This is a genomic window from Micromonospora sp. NBC_00421 (genome assembly GCF_036017915.1).
GTDB lineage: Bacteria > Actinomycetota > Actinomycetes > Mycobacteriales > Micromonosporaceae > Micromonospora.
The window spans coordinates 7,117,288-7,136,080 of the sequence record NZ_CP107929.1 but is presented as its reverse complement, the minus strand read 5'-3'; the positions used below and the strand labels follow the sequence as shown (position 1 = coordinate 7,136,080).

The window sequence follows — 18,793 nt, the reverse complement described above, 5'->3', positions numbered from 1 at the left end:
GCCGACTACCGGATGAGTCTTTCCTCCGCCTCGGGTACGCTTGCCGGCGTGACACGTTCGTATCGATGGTTTAGGCAGCCGGCTGCGGAGCCGGTGACCTCACCATGAGCTGACGTCACCGCGTTTCGAGCCGGCCGGGCAGGAGCCTTCAGCTTCCTGCCCTTCTGTTTACGAGCAGCCGGCTCGACCCGGGCACCGGCACCGGGCACGGTCGGCGGAAGGACTTCCCCCGTGACGACCCCGGACAACGGGCCGACCCCGGACAACGGCGCGGTCATCGACCAACGGATCGACCGTGTCGTGCCGCTTACCACCCCCGCCCTGCTCCTGCACGAGCTGCCCCTGGATCCGCCGCTGGCCTCGGCCGTGCTGGCCGGTCGACGCGCGGTCGGGCGGGTGCTGGACCGCGCCGACGACCGCCTGCTGGTGGTGGTGGGCCCGTGCTCGGTGCACGACCCGGCGGCGGCGCTCGACTACGCGCACCGGCTGCGCGAGGCCGCCGACCGGCACGCCGACGACCTGCTGGTGGTGATGCGTGTCTACTTCGAGAAGCCGCGTTCCACTGTCGGCTGGAAGGGCCTGATCAACGACCCGGCGCTGGACGGCTCCGGTGACGTGAACACCGGCCTGCGGACCGCGCGGGCGCTGCTGCGCGACGTGGTCCGGTTGGGGCTCCCGGTGGGCTGCGAGTTCCTCGACCCGATCACCCCCCAGTACATCGCCGACACGGTGGCCTGGGGCGCGATCGGTGCCCGGACGGTGGAGAGCCAGGTGCACCGGCAGCTCGCCTCCGGGCTGTCCATGCCGATCGGCATGAAGAACCGCCCGGACGGCAGCATCGCCACCGCCGTGGACGCGATCCGGGCCGCCGAGGTGCCGCACGTCTTCCCCGGCATCGACGTCTCCGGCACCCCGGCGATCATGCACACCCGGGGCAACGCCGACGGGCACCTGGTGCTGCGCGGCGGCGGGGGCCGGCCGAACTACGACGCCGGGTCGGTGGCCGGGGCGCTGGACCTGCTCCGGGCGGCCGGGCTGCCGGAGCGGCTGGTGGTCGACGCCAGCCACGCCAACAGCGGCAAGGACCACCGCAACCAGCCGAGGGTGGCCGCCGACGTGGCCGCCCAGCTCGCCGCCGGGCAGCGGGGCATCGTCGGCATCATGCTGGAGAGTTTCCTGCTGGCGGGCCGGCAGGACCTGGACCCGACCCGGGAGCTGACCTACGGCCAGTCGGTCACCGACGCCTGCATCGACTGGGGCACCACGGCGGAGGTGCTGGAGCACCTCGGAGCCGCCGTCCGGGCCCGCCGGGCCACCCTGCCCACCCCGGCCTGACGGGTTTGACCGTTTCGACCCCGGGTAGCAGGGCGGGGTGACCGACGACGCACCCGTGACCGACGACGCACCCGTGACCGACGACCTGCCCGGGACCGACCAGCCGGACATCCGGCAGCTCGACGAGTTGCTGGACGAGATCTACCACGGCCAGGAACGGCTCAGCCAGGCCGACATCTACCGCTCGGCGGTCAGCGCGGGCCTGCCGGCGGAGCTGCTCACCCGGGTCGCCGCGCTCCCCGAGGGCGAGTACGCGGTGGACGAGGTGGCCGACCTGCTGGGCGGGACGGCGGGCTGACCGGCCGTTGCCGGCGAGAGGAGATCGAGATGTCCGACCAGCAGGAACACCACGAGCGGGTGCCGGCCCTCGGCCAACCCCCCGAGGGGCAGGACACCCTGCCCGAGCCGGACTTCGCCAACGAGCACGACCGGACCGCCGTCGACAGTGACGTGATCACCGGCGCGGACGCCGACGAGCGGGAACCGGAGACGTCGCGCGGCTGGGCGGGTGAGGACCACGGCACCACCCCCACCTGAGCGGGCGGATGACGGGAAAGGGGCCGGCGGACACGATCCGCCGGCCCCTTCCGCGTACCTGTCACTTCTCGTCGGGACGCCCGCCCTCGGCGGCCTGCTGGGCCACCGCGTACCCCATCTGGAGGAAGTCGGACGCGGCGACGGCGGTCAGCGCGGTCGCCACCAGCCGGGTCAGCCGGGGGGCCAGCACCAGGCCACCGGTCAGCCCGGTGGCCACCCAGACGGCCAGGCAGAACGGGCAGCTGAGCAGCTCGCCGATCGCGTGCCGGGTGGCGCTGCCCTGGTCACGGACCTGCTCCATCACCTCGCCGCTGCCGATCGGGTGGTCGTAGCGGGTGAACGGGGCGCGCAGCGGGCTGGTCACCGCGTCCTTGGAGAGCAGCCGACTCAGCTTGTGGGTGGCGACGGCGAGCAGCACCACGTCACCCGGGGAGGGCCGTTCGGGCACCGGTCGACCGGTCGCCTTCACCAGCGCCGCGATGGAGGCGGTCACCCCGGCGTACGTGCCCATCGCCGCCAGGTAACCACCCAACGGGCGATGCTCGTGCGGCGCGTACGCCTGACGCAGACGCGTCACCTTCTGCTTCAGGCCGCTGTCGGTCACCGGGTCTCCTCGTCCGTTCGCATCGGTGGGTGCTTCGCATCACGTCTTCGGTGTCCAGCGGGGCGGGTCGGGGGTCAGCCCGCGGTCAGGTTCTCGGCGACCTCACGTTCGAGGTTGACCAGGGATTCGTCGGCCAGCCCGTCGGCCGACCCGGCGGGCAGTTCCAGCCGGACCCGGGCCCCGCCGGCGTCGGCCGGTGCGACCTGGAGTTCGGCCGCGCCGTCCGGGCCGTCCCAGCGGGCCCGCAGCTCGTGGTCGGACCGGGTGGTCGGGGCAGGGCCGTCGGCCCGCAGCGTCCCGGGCAACCAGGCGTCGGTCCGGTCGGGGTCGGTGGCGGTGCTGAACACCACCTCGGGGGGCGCGGACATGCCCCGCTCGGCGCGCACGCCCATCAGGAGTCCCGCAGCCGGTGCGGGTCGACCTCGCGGCCGGGGTGCCGGGCCAGGTACTCGGTCTCCAACTCGGCGGTGCGTCGCAGGTGGTTGGCGAGCGCCGAGTCGGCGGCGTGCCGGAGTGTGTCGAGCCGGGTGCGGTGCAGGCTCTGCAACTCGCGGATCAGGTCGTCCTCGTCGAGCTCGGCCGGGTCCACCCCGAGCAGCTCGCCGTCGGTCCCGGAGATCACGGTGGCCGCGTGGTGGACGTGGTCGCCGTCCCACTCGGGCATCCGCTGTTCCGGGCTGGCCTCGGAGCGGTGTACTGATTCGGTCATGTCGCCCCCTCGGGTTCGACTGTGCTGGTGTCTAGACGGATGCCCAGCCGGGATGTCACCAAACCCTCCGGCGCGCCAGCTACGACGCCGCGTCGGAGACACCGGCCCGCCCCGGTACCCTCGACGGCATGAAGCGGCTCTGGACCCCGGCGTGGATCCTCCGCCACGTGGCCCTGGTCGTCCTGGTGACGGGCTTCCTGGCGCTGGGCTGGTGGCAGATCAGCCGGGCCGCTTCCGGCAACACGCTGAGCTGGGCGTACGCGGTGGAGTGGCCGATCTTCGCCGGCTTCGTGGTCTTCGTCTGGTGGCGTGAGGTCCGGCACACGCTGCGCGGCCCGCACACCGCGCCGCCGCCGGCCACCGCGCCGGGCGAGACGGCACCGGTCGACACCGCCACCGCACCGTCGGCCACCCCGGCGGTACGCCGTCCGGTGCGGGTCGCCCGGGTGCCGGCCGCCCCGGCCGACGGCGCGGACGACGCCGACCTGGCCGCGTACAACCGCTATCTGCACTGGCTGAACGCCAATCCGGGCGCGAGGCCCGGCGACTATCCCGGCTGAGGCCGGTCGGAAGGACGGACGACGGTGGGCGGAGCCCTTACCCGGTACCGCGTGATCGCCTGGATCGTGGGCGTGGCGCTGGCCGTGCTGGTGTTGATCGGCATGCCGCTGAAGTACGCGTTCGACGAGCCGATCGTGGTGGCGGTCGTCGGCACCGCGCACGGCTGGCTCTACCTGCTCTACCTGGCCGCCACCTTCGACCTGGGGCGTCGGGTGGACTGGCCGTTGAAGCGGATGCTCCTGGTGATGCTCGCCGGCACGGTGCCCTTCGTGTCGTTCGTGGCGGAGCGCAAGGTCACCCGCGAGTTGTCCACCGCGCGTCCCCGTACCCCGGAGCCGGCCGTCCTCTGACGGCCCGTGCTCAGCGGGCCGGTCGCCAGTAGGCGGCGGTGCGTGACGGGTCGTCGGCGTCGGGGTAGCGGTGCTCCTCCCGGGCCTGGTGCAGGGCGTCGACCACCTGGTCGAACTGCTCCCGGTCGTCGCTGCTGAACAGCAGCAGCTCGGTGCCGTGGCAGTGCCCGTGCAGTTCGTGGGCCGGTGGTCGCCACCGGTCCCCGAGCAGCACCAGCAGCACCGGCATCAGGCACACCACCCCCAGCCCCAGGTACGCCCCGGCGGTGAGCCGTTCCAGGCCGCCGGTGAAGCCGAGCAGCACCCCGGCCGTACCCGCGCCGACGGCGGCGAGGGTGACCACCCGGGCCGCGAGCCGGTCGTGCGGCCCACGGCCGGTGCGCAGGTGGGTGAGGTCGGCGACGGCGTAACTGCTCCGGCCGGCGGTGAACCGCTCGGTGGTCACCACGATCCCGGGCCGGGCGTACAGCAGCGTGGTCGGTCGGGACCAGCGCGGCGGTCGGGTGCTGGCGCGGTCTGCCTGCACGGCGTCCTCCCAGGGGCCGACGGGGGCCGGTGTGTCCCACCGCGATATCCACCTGCGTACGGCGGGATTCCCGGCTGAGGCTCCATTCTGTTGCCGGCACACCCGGGCCGCTTCCCGATTTCCGACAGATCCGGCGACCGCCACTTCCCTGCTCCGGCACATCTGGCCACCATTCCGGTTTTATCCCTCTTTTCCCACGCGATCCCCATCGGTATCCGCCTGGAACGACGAATCAGACCTTCCTCGCTAACCACTCAGCACCCGGTCACCGCCCCCTCCCCGGCCGCACCCGTTTCCAGCTGCCACAACGACACGCCGCACCGCTCCGGCAACATTCGACGCTGCTTTGTCTGCGCGTCACTCCCGTCACGGGTTAGGTTGATCGGGCCGGCACGGTAAACGGCCGTCCATCCGGACGGGCCCGGCCGGTGTCACCGAGGGCGTCAGCATCCCCCGGTGACCGGTGGGAGAGGAGTCTTCCGCTCTTGTCGTCCTTACGGATGCTGCTGCGCACCCTGGCGGTCGCCGGCCTGTCGGCCGCGCTGATCGCCCCCTCGGCACCGGCCCGGGCCGAGCCCTCGGTCGCCGAGCTCACCAGCCGGATCGAGAAGTCCTCGGCGGAGCTGGAACGGATCGTCGAGTCCTACAACAAGCTCAACGAGGAGATCAAGACGAACCAGGCCACCGCGGCCGGTCTGCACGCGCGGATCGGCCCGCTGGAGACCCAGGCCGCCCAGAGCCGGGCCGCGGTGGGGCAGATCGCCGCCACCGCCTACAAGACCGGGGGACTGCGCACCGCCGAGGCGATCCTCGACCCGGCCGGCGGCTCACTTGTCGACCGGCTCGGCACCCTCGACCAGCTCACCCGGCAGCGTCAACAGCAGATCGACGGGTACACCGCCGACCAGCGGGCGCTGCTCGACCAGAAGACCCGGCTCGACAGCACCTTGGCCCGGCAGGCCGCCCAGTCCCGGGCCGTCGTCAAGGCCAAGAAGCGGATCGAGCAGGATCTGGCGAAGCTCTACGAGATGCGCCGGGCGGCGTACGGGCGGGCCACCGAGGCCCCGGCGGCCAAGCCGGTCCGGTCCACCCCGGCCGCCACCCCCGACGCACCGGCCGTCTCCGGCAGCGCCGGCGCCGCCGTGCGGTACGCGTACGGGGCGATCGGCAAGCCGTACGTCTGGGGTGCCGAGGGCCCCGGCGGATACGACTGCTCCGGGCTGACCCTGGCCGCCTGGCGGTCTGCCGGCAAGCGGCTGCCGCACAACGCGGCGATGCAGTGGAACGCCACCTCCCGGGTCAGCCGTAGCGAGCTGCGCCCCGGCGACCTGGTCTTCTACTCGGGGCTCGGGCACGTCGCGCTCTACGTCGGCGGCGGTCAGGTGATCGACGCGCCGAGCGCCGGTCGCAACGTGCTCAAACGGAAGATGAACATGATGAGCATCGCCGGCTACGGCCGGGTCGGCTGACCGGCACGGCTACGGCGAACGGCCGGCGTCCCCCTATCGGACGCCGGCCGTTCGCCGTCATTACTACCAGCTCAGGCGGCTACTGAGCCGCTCGGTGCCACGGAACCGGCACCTGTCCCGACGAGGCCCGGTCAGGCGGCCTGGAGGCCCTCCGCCCGGGCCAGCTCGCGCAGCCGGCCGAGCGCCTGGATCTCCAACTGCCGGATCCGCTCCCGGGAGAGCGAGAAGCGCGACGCGACCTCGGTCAGCGAGTGCTCCCGCCCGTCCTCCAGGCCGTACCGGGCCCGCATGATGCCGGCGGACCGGTCGTCGAGGTGGTTGAGCAGACCCTCGATGCGCTGCCGCTCCAACCCGGTGAGGACGATGTCCTCGGGTGACGGGGCGTCGCTGTCGGCGACCAGATCGCCCAGGTTGGTGTCCCCGTCGTCGCCGACCGGCGTGTCCAGCGAGACGGTGTCCTGCGACCAGCGGCGCAGCTCGTTGACCCGCTCGACGGTGACGCCGAGGGAGGCCGCGATCTGCTCCGGCTCCGGGTCGCCGCCCAGCTCACGGGTGAGTTGGCGGGCGACGTTGCGCATCCGGTTGACGTCCTCGACCAGGTGCACGGGCAGCCGCACGGTGCGTTCCTGCTGGGCGATCGCCCGGCTGATCGCCTGACGGATCCACCAGGTCGCGTAGGTGGAGAACTTGTAGCCGCGCTCGTAGTCGAACTTCTCGACCGCCCGGACGAGGCCGGTGTTGCCCTCCTGGATCAGGTCCAGCATGGGCATGCCCGACCGCACGTAGCGGCGGGCGATCGAGACGACCAGCCGCAAGTTGGCGCGGATGAAGAGGTCCTTCGCCCGCTCACCCTCGACGACCAGCCGATCCAGGTCCTCCCGGTCGACGCCGGCGGGGACGCGGTCCTCGCCGAGCAGGTGCTCGGCGTAGAGGCCCGCCTCGATCGCCTTGGAGAGATCGACCTCCTTGGCGGCGTCCAGCAGTGGCGTCCGGGAGATCTCGTGAAGGTAGACGCCGACCAGGTCACGCTCCTCGGCGACCTCGTCGGTTCGCATGCCGATGTTCTTGTCCACGGTGTCCACGGTCCCCTCGCTCGCGCCGGTTGCCCGGTTCCTTGCCATCCCCACGTCCATCAGCCCTCCCCCGTGCTGCCCGCGGGTGCTGACACCTACACAACAGTCGAGACGGGTCGGGGATTCCATGTCGTGAGTCGAAAGTGTCACGAATGCCTGAGTACCAGCTGAAAGCCCGGTCCACGTTTGCTGTCAGCGCCCCTTGGGGCAGCCCCGTCGACCGACGGTCACCGCCTGTGGAACGGGAGGTCGTCGTCCGTTTCCGAAACGCCGCACCATTGCGACATCCGGCACACAGCGACCCTCGTCACCGCCTGGCTGCGATTCCGGTCACTGCCAGATACGGGCCGGTGGACCGGTCGGTTCACCCGGCGGTCCTGGATTACCCCACGCCCCGAACAACAATCCGTGACGTGGCGGACGTCCCCGGCGGCGGGTGTTCCCGGTCACCCCGCCCGGCGGGCCCCGCAGCGCGGCACGTCGCCGCGTCCCACCGCCGCCACCGGCGGCAGGCTCAGGAGGCGAGCAGGGCGATGGCACCGCGGACCTGGTGCGCGGTGCGGGCCAGCGCGGCCCGGGCCGCGCCGACCTCGGCCCCGGAGAGCAGCGAGACGAGGGCGGTCTTCAGGTCGCCGTCGGCCTCGTGCAGGGCACGCCGGGAGACCTCCTCGGAGCACCCGGTCGCCTCGATCAGGATGGAGATCATCCGGCCCCGCAGCTTGGCGTTGGTGGCCACCATGTCGATCATCAGATTGGAGTAGACCCGGCCCAGCCGCACCATCACCGCCGTGGAGAAGGTGTTCAGCACCAACTTCTGTGCGGTGCCCGCCTTCATCCGCGTCGACCCGGTCACCACCTCCGGGCCGGTGTCGACCCCGATGACCACGTCGACCCGGGCTGACGCCCGGACCTCCGGATTGGCGCAGAGCAGCACCGTCGCCGCACCCCGCTCCCCGGCCGCGTCGAGCGCCCCGAGGACGTACGGTGTGCGCCCGCTGGCCGCCAGTCCGACCACCAGGTCGCCTGCGGCGACGCACCCGGCGGCCTCGGCCGCGCCCCCGCGCAGGTCGTCCTCGGCGTCCTCGACGGCACGCCACATCGCATCGGGTCCACCGGCCAGGTGGGCGCAGAACCAGCCGTCCGGGGAGTTGAAGGTGGGGGCCAGCTCGGCGGCGTCGATCACCCCGAGCCGGCCGGAGGTGCCGGCGCCGAAGTAGTGCACCCGGTGCCCGCCGCGCAACGCGGTGACCGCGAGGTCGACGGTCGCCGCGATCTCGTCCAGGACGGCGGCCACCGCCGCCGGCACCCGCCGGTCGGCGTCGTTGATCACGGTGAGTACGTCCCGGGTCGACATCAGGTCGAGGTCGGTGCTGTGCGGGTTGCGCCGTTCGGTGGGCGCGCCGACGCGGACCACCTGATGCAGGTCCACCACGCCCTCGTGGCCCCGCTGCCCGAGCACGCCGTCCGGCCCGAACACGCCGTCCGGCCCGGTCGGGCCGGCGGTCACGAGCGCCTCCGGCTGCCGCCGACCCGGTGTGTGCGGACCGCCTCGGCGGTGACCTCCAGCGCCCGGCGGGCCCGGGTCCGGTTCCGGGCGGCCACTCCGACGAAGAGGCAGTCCACCACGGTGAGCTGGGCCAGCCGGCTGGCCATCGCGCCCGAACGGTAGGTCGTCTCGCGGGCGGCGGTGGTGAGGACGTAGTCGGCGACCTCGGTGATCGGCGAGCGGGGGAAGTTGGTGAGCGCGACGGTGACCGCACCCCGGGACCGGGCCTGTTCGAGCACCTCGATCACGTCGGACGTGGTACCGGTGTGCGAGATGCCGATCGCCACGTCGCCCTTGCCGAGCAGGGCGGCGGAGGTCAACGCGGTGTGCACGTCCGGGAAGGAGAAGGCGATCCGGCCGATGCGGTGCAACTTCTGCTGGAAGTCGGAGGCGACGAAGCCACTTGCGCCGGCGCCGTAGACCTCGATCCGGCCGGCGCTGACGATCGCCTCGACGACCTGCTCGCAGACCGCCGGGTCGAGCTGCTCGGCGGTCTCCTCGACGGCCCGCGCGTCGTTGAAGGCGATGGTGGCGATGATCTGCGCCAGGTCGGCGCCGGGCGGGATGTCGCCGCCGACCACCCGGGCGTCCGGTGGCTCGACCCGTCGGGCGGCCTCGGCCGCGAGCCGGATCCGCAGCTGCGGGTAGCCGTCCATGCCGACGGACCGGCAGAACCGGATGACGGTGGCCTCGGAGGTCTCGGCGGCGGTGGCGAGGTCGGTGATGGTCCGACGGGCGGCGGCGGCCGGATCCGCGACGACCAGCCGGGCGACCCGCTGCTCGGCGGGGGACAGCGACGGGAGCAGGCCACTGATGTGGACGATCAGTCCACCCGGCTCGTGACTCGCAGAAATCTTCGGACTCTTCGCCACGGATGAAACTTACTTTCACGAGCCGCGAGCGTCAACCACGACCGCGCGGATCCGACAGGAAGTATCCCCCGGGTGGGGGGCCTTGCCGGCCCAGACTTCCATTTCCGCAGCCTGACGCGCCTCCGCCGGTCCGGTGGAATCGCCCGGCCTACGGTCCGGTCTGAGCCGCGACCGGCTCCCTGGCCACGTCGTCGACCTTCGGGGCGGACGGCCCGGTGTCGTCCGGCGGGCCGTCGACCGTCGACCCGGCCTCCTCCGGCGGCAGCCAGCGCGCCAGGTGCGCCCGGATCCGCCGGGACACCTCGTCCGGCCCACCAGCCGCGTCGACCACCACGAAGCCCGGATATTCCGGCAACGACCGGTAGGCCGCATCGGCGGCGGTCAACCAGCCCATCGTCTCGTGGTCCTCGCCCCGCCGCTCGATCCGCTGGTACGCCTCGACCGGGTCGACGGCCAGCAGGAAGGTGACCTGCGGTGCGGGGAAGACCCGGTAGCCGACCCGGGCCAGCCGCTCCCACCGCTGCCCACCGTGCGCCCGGATGCTGGCGTACTGACAGGCGGAGTAGCGGTCCATCACGGCAGTGCGACCGGTCACCAGGCAGCTGAGCAGCGCGGCGGCGATGGCCAGCCAGCGCAGTACGGACTCCACGGCGATCATCCCGTCCCGACCCACCAGCAGCTGCGCGTCGGTACGGCCGAAGCGGTGGGCGACCCGGCCGAGCCAGCGCCTGCCACTCGCGTTGCGGTGGTAGGTGGCCGGCCGCCCGGCCGCGGTGAGGGCGGCGGCGAGCCGGTACGCCTGGGTGGTCTTGCCCGAACCGTCGATGCCGATCAACGCGACGCGACGCAGTCGGGCCCTACGGTCGGTCACGCGCCGCGCTCTGGCCACCCTCCACAGGCTATCCGACCCGCGCTTGCCGGCTGCCCGGTTGATCCCACTTGAGTAGGTGATAGCCGGATCGACACGCCGACCCAGGTGTGGGCGGGCGGACAGCCGGGTACGCAACGTCATTTCCCACCGATAATCCACGACGGGAGCGACCAGATGGCCGAGCGCGGGGACGTCAGCCTCCTGCACACCCTCAAGCGGGTCGCCGCCGTGCTCAAGCAGAACGAGATCCCCTTCGCCCTCGGCGGCAGCTTCGCCGTCTATGCGCACGGCGGCCACTCCAGCGAGCACGACGTGGACTTCCTGCTCCCCGAGGAGCATGTCGAGCGGGCGTTGGAGGCGCTTACCGACGAGGGCTTCACCGCCGAGCGACCGCCGGAGGACTGGCTGGTCAAGGTCTACGACGACGGGCGGATGGTGGACCTGATCCACCGACCGGTGGAGACCCCGGTCACCCAGGAGACCCTCGCCGACACCGTGGTCCGCCCGGTGGACGCCATCCGGATGCCGGTGCTGTCGGCGACCCGGCTGATGGTGCACAAGCTGCTCAGCTTCTCCCAGCACTACTGCGACTTCGCCCGGGGCCTGCCGTTGGCCCGGTCGCTGCGCGAACAGATCGACTGGGAGCGGGTACGGAAGGAGACCCAGCACTCGCCGTACGCCGAAGCGTTCCTGATGCTGCTGGACCGGCTCGACGTCGTCCCGTACGGGGGCACGCCGGTGCCGTACGCCCGCATCCCCGAGGAAAGGGAGACCCCGTGACCGAGCACAGCGCCGGCCCGCCGGACGACTACGTCGAGGCGGCGATCCAACGGCTGCTGACCGAGGACCCGGACGTGGCCGAGCAGGGCATCACAGTGGTCCGCCGGGAGCGTGGCCTGGTCCTGACCGGCGAGGTGGAGAGCCCGCACCGCCGGGCGGAGATCCTGCGTCGGGTGGCCGAACGCTTCCCGGACGAGGCGGTCACCAGCGACATCGGCGTGATCCGCGCCCAGGCGCCGGCCCAGGTCGAGGAGCTGCCGTGAGGAGGACCCGATGATCCGGATCGCCGCCGTCGGCGACGTCCACCTGGACGCCGACGTGCTGGGTCGGTTCCGCCCGGCCCTGGAGGAGTTGCCCGACTGTGCCGACGTGCTGCTGCTCGCCGGCGACCTGACCCGGCACGGCACCGAGGCCGAGGCCCGCTGCGTCGCCCAGGAGTTCGGTGGCCTCGGGGTGCCGGTGATCACCGTGCTGGGCAACCACGACCACCAGTGCGATCAGGTGCCGCAGGTGGTCAAGGTGCTGGAGGATGCCGGCATCACCGTGCTGGAGGGGACCGGCACGGTGCTGGAGTGCCCCGGTGGCCGGCTCGGGGTGGCCGGGGTCAAGGGCTTCGGTGGCGGGTTCGCCGGCCGGTGCGCCAGCGACTTCGGCGAGCCGGAGATGAAGTCCTTCGTCCGCACCAGCAACGAGAGCGCGGCGGCGTTGGGCGAGGCGCTGCGCGGGCTGGACTGCGACCTGCTCGTCGCGCTCACCCACTACGCCCCGGTGCCGGACACCCTGGCCGGTGAGCCGCTGGAGATCTATCCGTTCCTCGGGTCGTACCAGCTCGGTCAGGCGATCGACTCGGCGCCGACGGCGCTCGCCCTGCACGGGCACGCGCACGCCGGCACCGAGCGCGGCGTCACCCCCGGCGGGGTACGGGTGCGCAACGTCGCCCACCCGGTGATCAAGCAGGCGTACAGCGTCTTCCATCTGGGAGACCAGATCAACTGAGAAGCAGGTTTTCGGGATCGGACCGCCGGGTATTCAGCAGCCATGGAGCTGATTCTCTGGATTCTCGCAGTCGTACTCGTGGTCGCCGGCATCCTCGCGCTGTTCCGCCGGCAGATCCTGTGGGGCGTCGTCCTCATCGTGGTCGGCCTGTTGGTCGGCCCGGGTGGTGTCAGCATCTTCAGTTGACACCGGTCCACACCTGACCCGCCGGGGTCGTCGCCACCGGATGCTCCGTCCTCCCAGACAGGAGCATCCGGCATCGACGACCCCGGCGTCTTGCCGTCCGGCTGGTTCCCCGGTCGGGCCGGCGGCGTGGTGACGGGTTTGTCGGGGCGTACCGGGGAAATATCTTGACTATGGAGACAACCCGGAGCGACCGGCGGGCCGGCACCGCACGGACCTGGTGGGCGCTGCTCGGCTTCGGCGCCGCCGTCACGGTCGCCGCCGCGATCGGCGGGCTGGGGGTGTCCGGCACCAGCGACGAGTACGCCGCCCTGCGGCAACCGGCCTGGGCCCCGCCCTCGTGGCTGTTCGGCCCGGTCTGGACCCTGCTCTACGCGATGATCGCGGTCGCCGGCTGGCTGGTCTGGCGGCGGGTCGGCTTCGGCCCCGCACTCTGGGCCTGGTCGGTCCAGCTGGTGCTGAACGCGGTCTGGACCCCGCTCTTCTTCGGCGCCGGCCGTTACGGTCTGGCGTTCGCCGAGATCGTGCTGATGTGGCTGGCGATCGCGGTCACGGTGGTCGCCTTCCGGCGGATCTCCCGGCCGGCGGCGGCCCTGCTGCTGCCCTACTGGGCCTGGGTCACCTTCGCCGCCGCGCTGAACTTCTCGATCTGGCAGCTCAACAACTGACTGTCGCCGCCCCACAGGCCGCTGCGGGGTCGTCGCCGGGCCGGGGCAGGTCACCCCGACCCGGCGACCCCCGGTCTCAGCAGCGGGGCACGTTCGGGATGTAGCCGTCGTGGCCGGTGTAGACGTAGGCGTCGGCGATGAACCGGCCGGAGCCGATCCGGTCCCAGATCGAACTGGTGCCGAAGGTGCCGGTGACCGTGGTGCCGCTGGTCTGGCACCCGATGGTGACCTTGGCGCCGTCGGCGACCGTGCCGACTGACGAGTAGCCGGTGCCCGGCCCGGACCGGACGGTCAGCGGGGCCCCGGCGGTGTCGACCGTGCCCGATCCGGTGCCGCTGGCGCAGTCGTTGCCGCTGGTGTACGTCTTGGTGCCCCAGTACAGCGCGAGCGTGCCGTTGAACCTGACCTTGATGTCGGCACCGTCGAGGCGCTGCTCGTAGTGCAGGTGCGGGCCGGTGGACCCGCCCGTGCTGCCGACCCAGCCGATCACCTTGCCGTAGCCGACCCGCTGGCCGACCGAGACGTTGAAGCCGTTGAGGTGGGCGTAGTACGTCGTGTAACCGCCGCCGTGGTCGATCCGGACGTACTTGCCGTAGCTCGTCCCGCCGAGGTCGGTGACCCGGTCGACGGTGCCGGGGGCGCTGGCCACCACCGGATCGCCGAGGTCGTCGGTGCGGTTGAAGTCCACCGCGTTGGCCGGGCTGTGGTCCGAGCGGGTCTGGCCGGACCAGGACTGGCCGCACGGGAACGGCACCTTGAACGTGGGCGCGGCGGCCCACGCCGGGCCGGCCGGGACAAGCACCCCGCCGACCAGCACGGCCGCCACCACCGGGCTCCACCACCGTCTACGCATCCAGCACCTCCGATGTCGAGATCCTTCAATCGCCTACCCCGAGAGTGGCAGGTATCGCCATCGATGAAAAGGTGGTGAACCCCCTGCCCACCCCTGTCCGACGAGCACGGGTGGGAGCGCACCCACCTCGGATGAGGGGGTTTCGCGATTGTTACCGGGCCGTGTCCGCCAGGGGGGTGGACCGATCGGGATGCAAGCGCTTACATGTGGGGACGACTCATCGGACCGGCGTCGGGTTCCCCCACCTGTGGGCGCGCCGGCAAGGAAGGAGAACGGCATGGCGTTTGCCAGATCACGCCAGGCTCTCGCGATCGCCGGCGTGCTGGGGCTGGCCCTCGGCGCCGCCGCCTGTGGCACCGGCAACGACAAGAAGAGCAGCAACGCGGGCTCGGCCGAGTGCGCCGCATACGAGAAGTACGGCGACAACGACGGCAAGAAGGTCACCGTCTACTCGTCGATCCGGGACATCGAGGCCGACCGGCTGGCCCAGTCCTGGAAGCAGTTCGAGGACTGCACCGGCATCGAGATCGACCACGAGGGCTCCGGCGAGTTCGAGGCCCAGCTGCCCGTGCGCGTCGACGGCGGCAATGCGCCCGACCTGGCCTTCATCCCCCAGCCGGGCCTGCTCAAGCGGTTCGCCGATGCCGGCAAGCTCAAGCCGGCCGCCGCCGCCACCAAGACCGAGGCCGAGGCGAACTACTCCCCCGACTGGCTGAAGTACAGCACCGTCAACGGCCAGTTCTACGGCGCCCCGCTGGGCTCTAACGTCAAGTCGTTCGTCTGGTACTCGCCGAAGACCTTCAAGGAGAAGGGCTGGACGGTCCCCACCACCTGGGACGAGCTGATCAAGCTCTCCGACACCATCGCGGCCAGCGGCACCAAGCCGTGGTGCGTCGGCATCGAATCCCAGGACGCGACCGGCTGGCCGGCCACCGACTGGATCGAGGACGTGCTGCTGCGTACGGCCGGCCCCGAGGTCTACGACCAGTGGACCACCCACGGCATCCCGTTCAACGACCCGAAGGTGGCCGACGCGCTCAACCGGGCCGGCACCATCCTCAAGAACGAGAAGTACGTCAACGGCGGCTTCGGCGGCGTGAAGAGCATCGCCACCACCTCCTTCCAGGAGGCCGGCGTCCCGATCACCACCGGCAAGTGCGCCCTGCACCGGCAGGCGTCCTTCTACGCCAACCAGTGGCCCAAGGGCACCAAGGTCGCCGAGGACGGTGACGTCTTCGCGTTCTACTTCCCGGCCATCGACCCGGCCCAGGGCAAGCCGGTGCTGGGCGCGGGCGAGTTCGTCGCGGCCTTCGCCGACCGTCCCGAGGTGCAGGCGGTGCAGACCTACCTCGCCTCCGGCGAGTACGCCAACAGCCGCGCCAAGATCGGCGACTGGGTGTCGGCGAACAAGAAGCTCGACCTGGCCAACGTGCCGAACCCGGTGGACAAGCTCTCCGTGGGCATCCTCCAGGACCCGAAGACCGTGTTCCGCTTCGACGGTTCCGACCTGATGCCGGCCGCCGTGGGCACCGGCACCTTCTGGAAGGGCATGATCGAGTGGATCAACGGTAAGGACACCGCCACCGTGCTGGGCGGCATCGAAAACAGCTGGAAGTGATCTGCGACGGTGGCCCGGTCCGTACCCACGGACCGGGCCACCGTCGGATACCGAACCCTTGAAGGAGGGTCGATGGAGTTCGACTTCGCTGAGGAACAGCCGAAGTTCCTCATGCTGATGTACGGGCTGATCGCTTTCGTCGCGGTGGTGGGCGGTCTGCTCCTGCTCCTCGACGTGGTGCCGGCCTGGTTCGCCCGCCGTCGGGAGGCGCAGTTGGTCGCCGCCTCGACCGGCGGTGCCCCGCTACCCCGCCGGCGCAAGCCGAGGGAGGGGCTGTTCGCGCTCTTCTTCCTGCTGCCGACGTTGCTTCTGCTCGCCATCGGGTTGGTGGGGCCGGCGATCCGGACCGTCCTGCTCTCCTTCATGGACTCCGGTGGCAACGACTGGGTGGGGCTGCGCAACTACGGCTGGATGTTCTCCGAGGACTCGATCGTCCGGGTCCTGCTCAACACCCTGATCTGGGTGCTGCTGGTGCCGCTGGTGGCCACCACCTTCGGCCTGCTCTACGCCGTCATGGTGGACAAGGCCCGGTTCGAGTCCATCGCCAAGTCACTGATCTTCCTGCCGATGGCGATCTCGTTCGTCGGGGCCAGCATCATCTGGAAGTTCGTCTACGCGTACCGCGGTGACGACCAGGACCAGATCGGCCTGCTCAACCAGATAGTGGTCAGCCTGGGCGGCGAGCCTCGGTTCTGGCTCCAGGAGAGCCCGCTCAACACGCTGTTGCTCATCGTCATCATGGTCTGGATCCAGGCCGGTTTCGCCATGGTGGTGCTCGCCGCCGCGATCAAGGCGATCCCCGGCGACATCGTCGAGGCGGCCCGCCTCGACGGGGTCACCCCGTGGCAGATGTTCTGGCAGATCACCATGCCGAGCATCCGACCGGCGCTGATCGTGGTGGTGGTGACGCTGTCGATCGCCACGCTCAAGGTCTTCGACATCGTCCGGACCGCGACCAACGGCAACTACGACACCAGCGTGATCGCCAACGAGATGTACAACCAGGCATTCCGGTACGGCGAGGCCGGGCAGGGTTCCGCCCTGGCGGTCTTCCTCTTCATCCTGGTCATCCCGCTCGTGATCTACCAGATCCGCAACCTGCGTCAGCAGCGGGAGGGCTGAGATGACCACCGCCACGCCCACCGTCGGAGCCGGCGCCCAGGCGGCCGGGAAACCGACCACCACGGCCGGCCGGGTCCGCAACCGGCTCAACAGCCGCACCGCCACCCTGGTCTCGATCGTCATCGCCCTGCTCTGGACGATCCCGACGTTCGGCCTGTTCGTCTCCTCGTTCCGGCCCGAGGCCGAGATCAAGTCCACCGGCTGGTGGACCTTCTTCACCGACCCGCAGTTCACCCTGGAGAACTACCAGGACGTGCTCTTCGGGTCCTCCTCGTCGTCGGGGCAGTTGGCCAGCTACTTCATCAACTCGCTGGCCATCACCATCCCGTCGGTGCTGTTCCCGCTGGCCTTCGCCTCGCTTGCCGCGTACGCGCTGGCCTGGATCAACTTCCGGGGGCGGGACTGGCTCTACATCGCGATCTTCGCGATGCAGATCGTGCCGCTGCAGATGGCCCTGGTGCCGCTGCTGAAGTTCTTCTCCACCGGGGTCACCCTGGGCGGCGTGCAGCTGATGCCGGCCTGGGACCTGGTCGACGAGCAGAAGTTCGCCCAGGTGTGGTTCGCGCACACCTGCTTCGCCCTGCCGTTCGCGGTGTTCCTGCTGCACAACTTCGTCTCGCAGCTCCCCCGGGACCTGATGGAGGCGGCCCGGGTCGACGGGGCCACCCACCCCAAGATCTTCCGCACCATCGTGCTGCCGCTGATCACCCCGGCGCTGGCGGCGTTCGGCATCTTCCAGTTCCTCTGGGTCTGGAACGACCTGCTGGTCGCGCTGATCTTCGCCGGTGGCGGCAACGAGACCGCCCCGCTCACCGTCCGGCTGGCCGAGATGGCCGGCACCCGGGGCAACGAGTGGCAGCGACTCACCGCCGGCGCGTTCGTCTCGATCGTCGTACCGCTTGTCGTGTTCCTGTCGTTGCAGCGCTTCTTCGTGCGCGGCCTGCTCGCCGGCAGCGTCAAGGGTTGACGTCCGCCCGCCGCCGCCCGGCAGCACCGGGCGGCGGCGGAGGTCGGCGCGGAGCGGGGGAACGACAGCGTGACGAGGATCGACGACGTGGCCCGGCTCGCCGGGGTCTCCACCGCCACCGTCTCCCGGGCGTTGCGCGGCCTGCCGACGGTGTCGGCCGCCACGCGCCGTCGGGTGCTCGCCGCCGCCGAACAGCTCCAGTACGCGGTCTCGCCCAGCGCGTCCCGGCTGGCCGGGGGCCGGACCGGCACGGTCGCCGTGGTTGTGCCCCGGATCACCCGCTGGTTCTTCGGCACCGTCGTCGAGGCGGTCGAGGACTTCCTCCACCAGGCCGGTTACGACCTGCTGCTCTACAACCTCGGTGGGCGCGAGCAGGTCCGGCAACGGGTGCTGCGCACCGCCAACCTGCACAAGCGGGTGGACGCGATCATGCTGGTCGCCACCCCGCTACGGCCGGCCGACCTGACCGCCCTGGCCGAGCTGGACCTGCCCGGCATCACGATCAGCTCGGGAAGCACGGTGCCGGGCTGGCCCTGCGTCCGGATCGACGACGTGGCGGCGGCCCGGACGGCCACCCGGCACCTGCTCGACCTGGGCCACCGGCGGATCGCCCACATCTCCGGCGATCCGAACGACGAACTGGCCTTCACCACCCACACCGACCGTCGCCGGGGCTACCGGGAGGCGCTGCGCCGGGCGGGCCTGCGCCCCGACCCCAGCCTGGACATGGAGTCGCAGTTCAGCATCGACGGCGGCAACCAGGCGACAGTCGAACTGCTGGCCCGGGGAGAGCCACCGACCGCGATCTTCGCCGCCTGCGACGAGATCGCGATGGGCGCGATGACCGCGCTGCGTGACGCCGGGTTACGGGTTCCGCAGGACGTCAGCGTGATCGGCGTGGACGACCACGACCTGTCCGGCGTGCTCGGGTTGAGCACCATCGCCCAACCCGCCGCCGAGCAGGGTCGGCTCGCCGCCCGGCTGCTGCTCGATCCGCTGGGCACCGGCACCGTCGAGCCGTACGCCGGCCGGGTGCCGGCCCCCCGCGGGGTCGACGGCGACGGCACCGCGGGGGGCCGGTCGGTGATCCTGCCCACTCGACTGGTGGTACGGGAGTCGACGGCGCCGCCCCGGGCACACTGAACGGATTCGA

At 71.4% G+C, this 18,793-nt stretch carries 24 protein-coding genes; 15 read left to right on the top strand and 9 right to left on the bottom strand.

What is annotated here, in order from left to right; translation table 11 throughout:
- The first annotated feature begins 231 nt into the window (after positions 1–231).
- Genes OHQ87_RS30840 through OHQ87_RS30830 form a run of 3 tightly spaced genes read left to right on the top strand, consistent with a single transcriptional unit; the run spans position 232 to position 1,872 of the window.
- Positions 232–1,335 carry a 3-deoxy-7-phosphoheptulonate synthase gene (locus OHQ87_RS30840; RefSeq protein WP_328343606.1) on the top strand — a complete coding sequence of 368 codons (1,104 nt, stop codon included), beginning with the start codon at positions 232–234 and terminating at the stop codon, positions 1,333–1,335.
- Between the two features lie 55 nt (positions 1,336–1,390).
- Complete coding sequence (locus tag OHQ87_RS30835; RefSeq protein ID WP_328349093.1) at positions 1,391–1,633, top strand: hypothetical protein; 243 nt, start codon at positions 1,391–1,393, stop codon at positions 1,631–1,633.
- A gap of 29 nt (positions 1,634–1,662) precedes the next feature.
- The gene (locus OHQ87_RS30830; RefSeq protein WP_328343604.1) at positions 1,663–1,872 is read left to right on the top strand and encodes a hypothetical protein; all 210 of its coding nucleotides are present in this window, start codon (positions 1,663–1,665) and stop codon (positions 1,870–1,872) included.
- 61 nt (positions 1,873–1,933) lie between these two features.
- On the opposite strand, the gene OHQ87_RS30825 is transcribed toward OHQ87_RS30830, so the two are convergent.
- From OHQ87_RS30825 to OHQ87_RS30815, 3 genes are all read right to left on the bottom strand, one after another.
- Positions 1,934–2,476, bottom strand: a complete 543-nt coding sequence (locus tag OHQ87_RS30825; protein WP_328343602.1) for a DUF1360 domain-containing protein — start codon at positions 2,474–2,476, stop codon at positions 1,934–1,936.
- A 74-nt stretch (positions 2,477–2,550) separates the two neighbouring features.
- The gene (locus OHQ87_RS30820; protein ID WP_328343600.1) at positions 2,551–2,868 is read right to left on the bottom strand and encodes a hypothetical protein; all 318 of its coding nucleotides are present in this window, start codon (positions 2,866–2,868) and stop codon (positions 2,551–2,553) included.
- Positions 2,868–3,185 (bottom strand): DUF6158 family protein, encoded by a 318-nt coding sequence (locus OHQ87_RS30815; RefSeq protein WP_328343599.1) that lies wholly within the window; start codon positions 3,183–3,185, stop codon positions 2,868–2,870. The genes OHQ87_RS30820 and OHQ87_RS30815 overlap by 1 nt, the downstream gene beginning before the upstream one ends.
- 128 nt (positions 3,186–3,313) lie before the next feature.
- Here OHQ87_RS30815 and OHQ87_RS30810 point away from each other — a divergent pair, with 128 nt between their 5' ends.
- Both OHQ87_RS30810 and OHQ87_RS30805 read left to right on the top strand, forming a co-directional pair.
- Positions 3,314–3,745 carry a hypothetical protein gene (locus OHQ87_RS30810; RefSeq protein WP_328343597.1) on the top strand — a complete coding sequence of 144 codons (432 nt, stop codon included), beginning with the start codon at positions 3,314–3,316 and terminating at the stop codon, positions 3,743–3,745.
- Positions 3,746–3,769: 24 nt separating this feature from the next.
- Positions 3,770–4,096 carry a DUF3817 domain-containing protein gene (locus OHQ87_RS30805; RefSeq protein ID WP_328343595.1) on the top strand — a complete coding sequence of 109 codons (327 nt, stop codon included), beginning with the start codon at positions 3,770–3,772 and terminating at the stop codon, positions 4,094–4,096.
- Positions 4,097–4,106: 10 nt separating this feature from the next.
- Here the strand turns inward: OHQ87_RS30805 and OHQ87_RS30800 are convergent, their stop codons facing one another.
- Positions 4,107–4,622: a DUF6232 family protein gene (locus tag OHQ87_RS30800; RefSeq protein WP_328343593.1), complete on the bottom strand. Its 516-nt coding sequence runs from the start codon at positions 4,620–4,622 to the stop codon at positions 4,107–4,109.
- A 485-nt stretch (positions 4,623–5,107) separates the two neighbouring features.
- Here OHQ87_RS30800 and OHQ87_RS30795 point away from each other — a divergent pair, with 485 nt between their 5' ends.
- Positions 5,108–6,091 (top strand): C40 family peptidase, encoded by a 984-nt coding sequence (locus tag OHQ87_RS30795; protein WP_328343591.1) that lies wholly within the window; start codon positions 5,108–5,110, stop codon positions 6,089–6,091.
- Between the two features lie 131 nt (positions 6,092–6,222).
- On the opposite strand, the gene OHQ87_RS30790 is transcribed toward OHQ87_RS30795, so the two are convergent.
- The 4 genes from OHQ87_RS30790 to OHQ87_RS30775 form a co-directional block, all read right to left on the bottom strand.
- Positions 6,223–7,212 (bottom strand): sigma-70 family RNA polymerase sigma factor, encoded by a 990-nt coding sequence (locus OHQ87_RS30790; RefSeq protein WP_328349091.1) that lies wholly within the window; start codon positions 7,210–7,212, stop codon positions 6,223–6,225.
- Between the two features lie 466 nt (positions 7,213–7,678).
- Positions 7,679–8,578, bottom strand: coding sequence for an N-acetylmuramic acid 6-phosphate etherase (locus OHQ87_RS30785; RefSeq protein WP_328349089.1), 900 nt, complete (start codon positions 8,576–8,578; stop codon positions 7,679–7,681).
- Between the two features lie 89 nt (positions 8,579–8,667).
- Positions 8,668–9,582, bottom strand: a complete 915-nt coding sequence (locus OHQ87_RS30780) for a MurR/RpiR family transcriptional regulator (RefSeq protein ID WP_328343589.1) — start codon at positions 9,580–9,582, stop codon at positions 8,668–8,670.
- Positions 9,583–9,730: 148 nt separating this feature from the next.
- Positions 9,731–10,453 carry a dTMP kinase gene (locus OHQ87_RS30775; protein WP_328343587.1) on the bottom strand — a complete coding sequence of 241 codons (723 nt, stop codon included), beginning with the start codon at positions 10,451–10,453 and terminating at the stop codon, positions 9,731–9,733.
- A gap of 174 nt (positions 10,454–10,627) precedes the next feature.
- Between OHQ87_RS30775 and OHQ87_RS30770 the strand changes: the two genes are divergently transcribed.
- The 5 genes from OHQ87_RS30770 to OHQ87_RS30750 all read left to right on the top strand — a co-directional run bounded on the left by OHQ87_RS30770 (position 10,628) and on the right by OHQ87_RS30750 (position 13,080).
- Positions 10,628–11,233 (top strand): nucleotidyltransferase, encoded by a 606-nt coding sequence (locus OHQ87_RS30770; RefSeq protein WP_328343585.1) that lies wholly within the window; start codon positions 10,628–10,630, stop codon positions 11,231–11,233.
- Positions 11,230–11,496: a hypothetical protein gene (locus OHQ87_RS30765; RefSeq protein ID WP_328343583.1), complete on the top strand. Its 267-nt coding sequence runs from the start codon at positions 11,230–11,232 to the stop codon at positions 11,494–11,496. Before OHQ87_RS30770 ends, OHQ87_RS30765 begins: the two co-directional genes overlap by 4 nt.
- A 10-nt stretch (positions 11,497–11,506) precedes the next feature.
- On the top strand, positions 11,507–12,229 hold the full coding sequence (locus tag OHQ87_RS30760; RefSeq protein ID WP_328343581.1) for a metallophosphoesterase family protein: 723 nt from the start codon (positions 11,507–11,509) through the stop codon (positions 12,227–12,229).
- A gap of 42 nt (positions 12,230–12,271) precedes the next feature.
- Positions 12,272–12,415 (top strand): GPGG-motif small membrane protein, encoded by a 144-nt coding sequence (locus OHQ87_RS30755; RefSeq protein WP_167179460.1) that lies wholly within the window; start codon positions 12,272–12,274, stop codon positions 12,413–12,415.
- Between the two features lie 170 nt (positions 12,416–12,585).
- The gene (locus OHQ87_RS30750) at positions 12,586–13,080 is read left to right on the top strand and encodes a TspO/MBR family protein (protein WP_328349087.1); all 495 of its coding nucleotides are present in this window, start codon (positions 12,586–12,588) and stop codon (positions 13,078–13,080) included.
- Positions 13,081–13,156: 76 nt separating this feature from the next.
- On the opposite strand, the gene OHQ87_RS30745 is transcribed toward OHQ87_RS30750, so the two are convergent.
- Complete coding sequence (locus OHQ87_RS30745; protein ID WP_328343574.1) at positions 13,157–13,933, bottom strand: peptidoglycan DD-metalloendopeptidase family protein; 777 nt, start codon at positions 13,931–13,933, stop codon at positions 13,157–13,159.
- Between the two features lie 277 nt (positions 13,934–14,210).
- Here OHQ87_RS30745 and OHQ87_RS30740 point away from each other — a divergent pair, with 277 nt between their 5' ends.
- The 4 genes from OHQ87_RS30740 (at position 14,211) to OHQ87_RS30725 (ending at position 18,783) form a co-directional block, all read left to right on the top strand.
- Positions 14,211–15,551, top strand: a complete 1,341-nt coding sequence (locus tag OHQ87_RS30740) for an ABC transporter substrate-binding protein (RefSeq protein ID WP_328343572.1) — start codon at positions 14,211–14,213, stop codon at positions 15,549–15,551.
- A gap of 72 nt (positions 15,552–15,623) precedes the next feature.
- A complete protein-coding gene (locus tag OHQ87_RS30735; protein WP_328343570.1) occupies positions 15,624–16,673 on the top strand; it encodes a carbohydrate ABC transporter permease in 1,050 nt (349 codons plus the stop codon).
- Between the two features lies 1 nt (position 16,674).
- On the top strand, positions 16,675–17,640 hold the full coding sequence (locus OHQ87_RS30730; protein WP_328343568.1) for a carbohydrate ABC transporter permease: 966 nt from the start codon (positions 16,675–16,677) through the stop codon (positions 17,638–17,640).
- Positions 17,641–17,709: 69 nt separating this feature from the next.
- The gene (locus tag OHQ87_RS30725; RefSeq protein ID WP_328343566.1) at positions 17,710–18,783 is read left to right on the top strand and encodes a LacI family DNA-binding transcriptional regulator; all 1,074 of its coding nucleotides are present in this window, start codon (positions 17,710–17,712) and stop codon (positions 18,781–18,783) included.
- Positions 18,784–18,793: the final 10 nt, after the last annotated feature.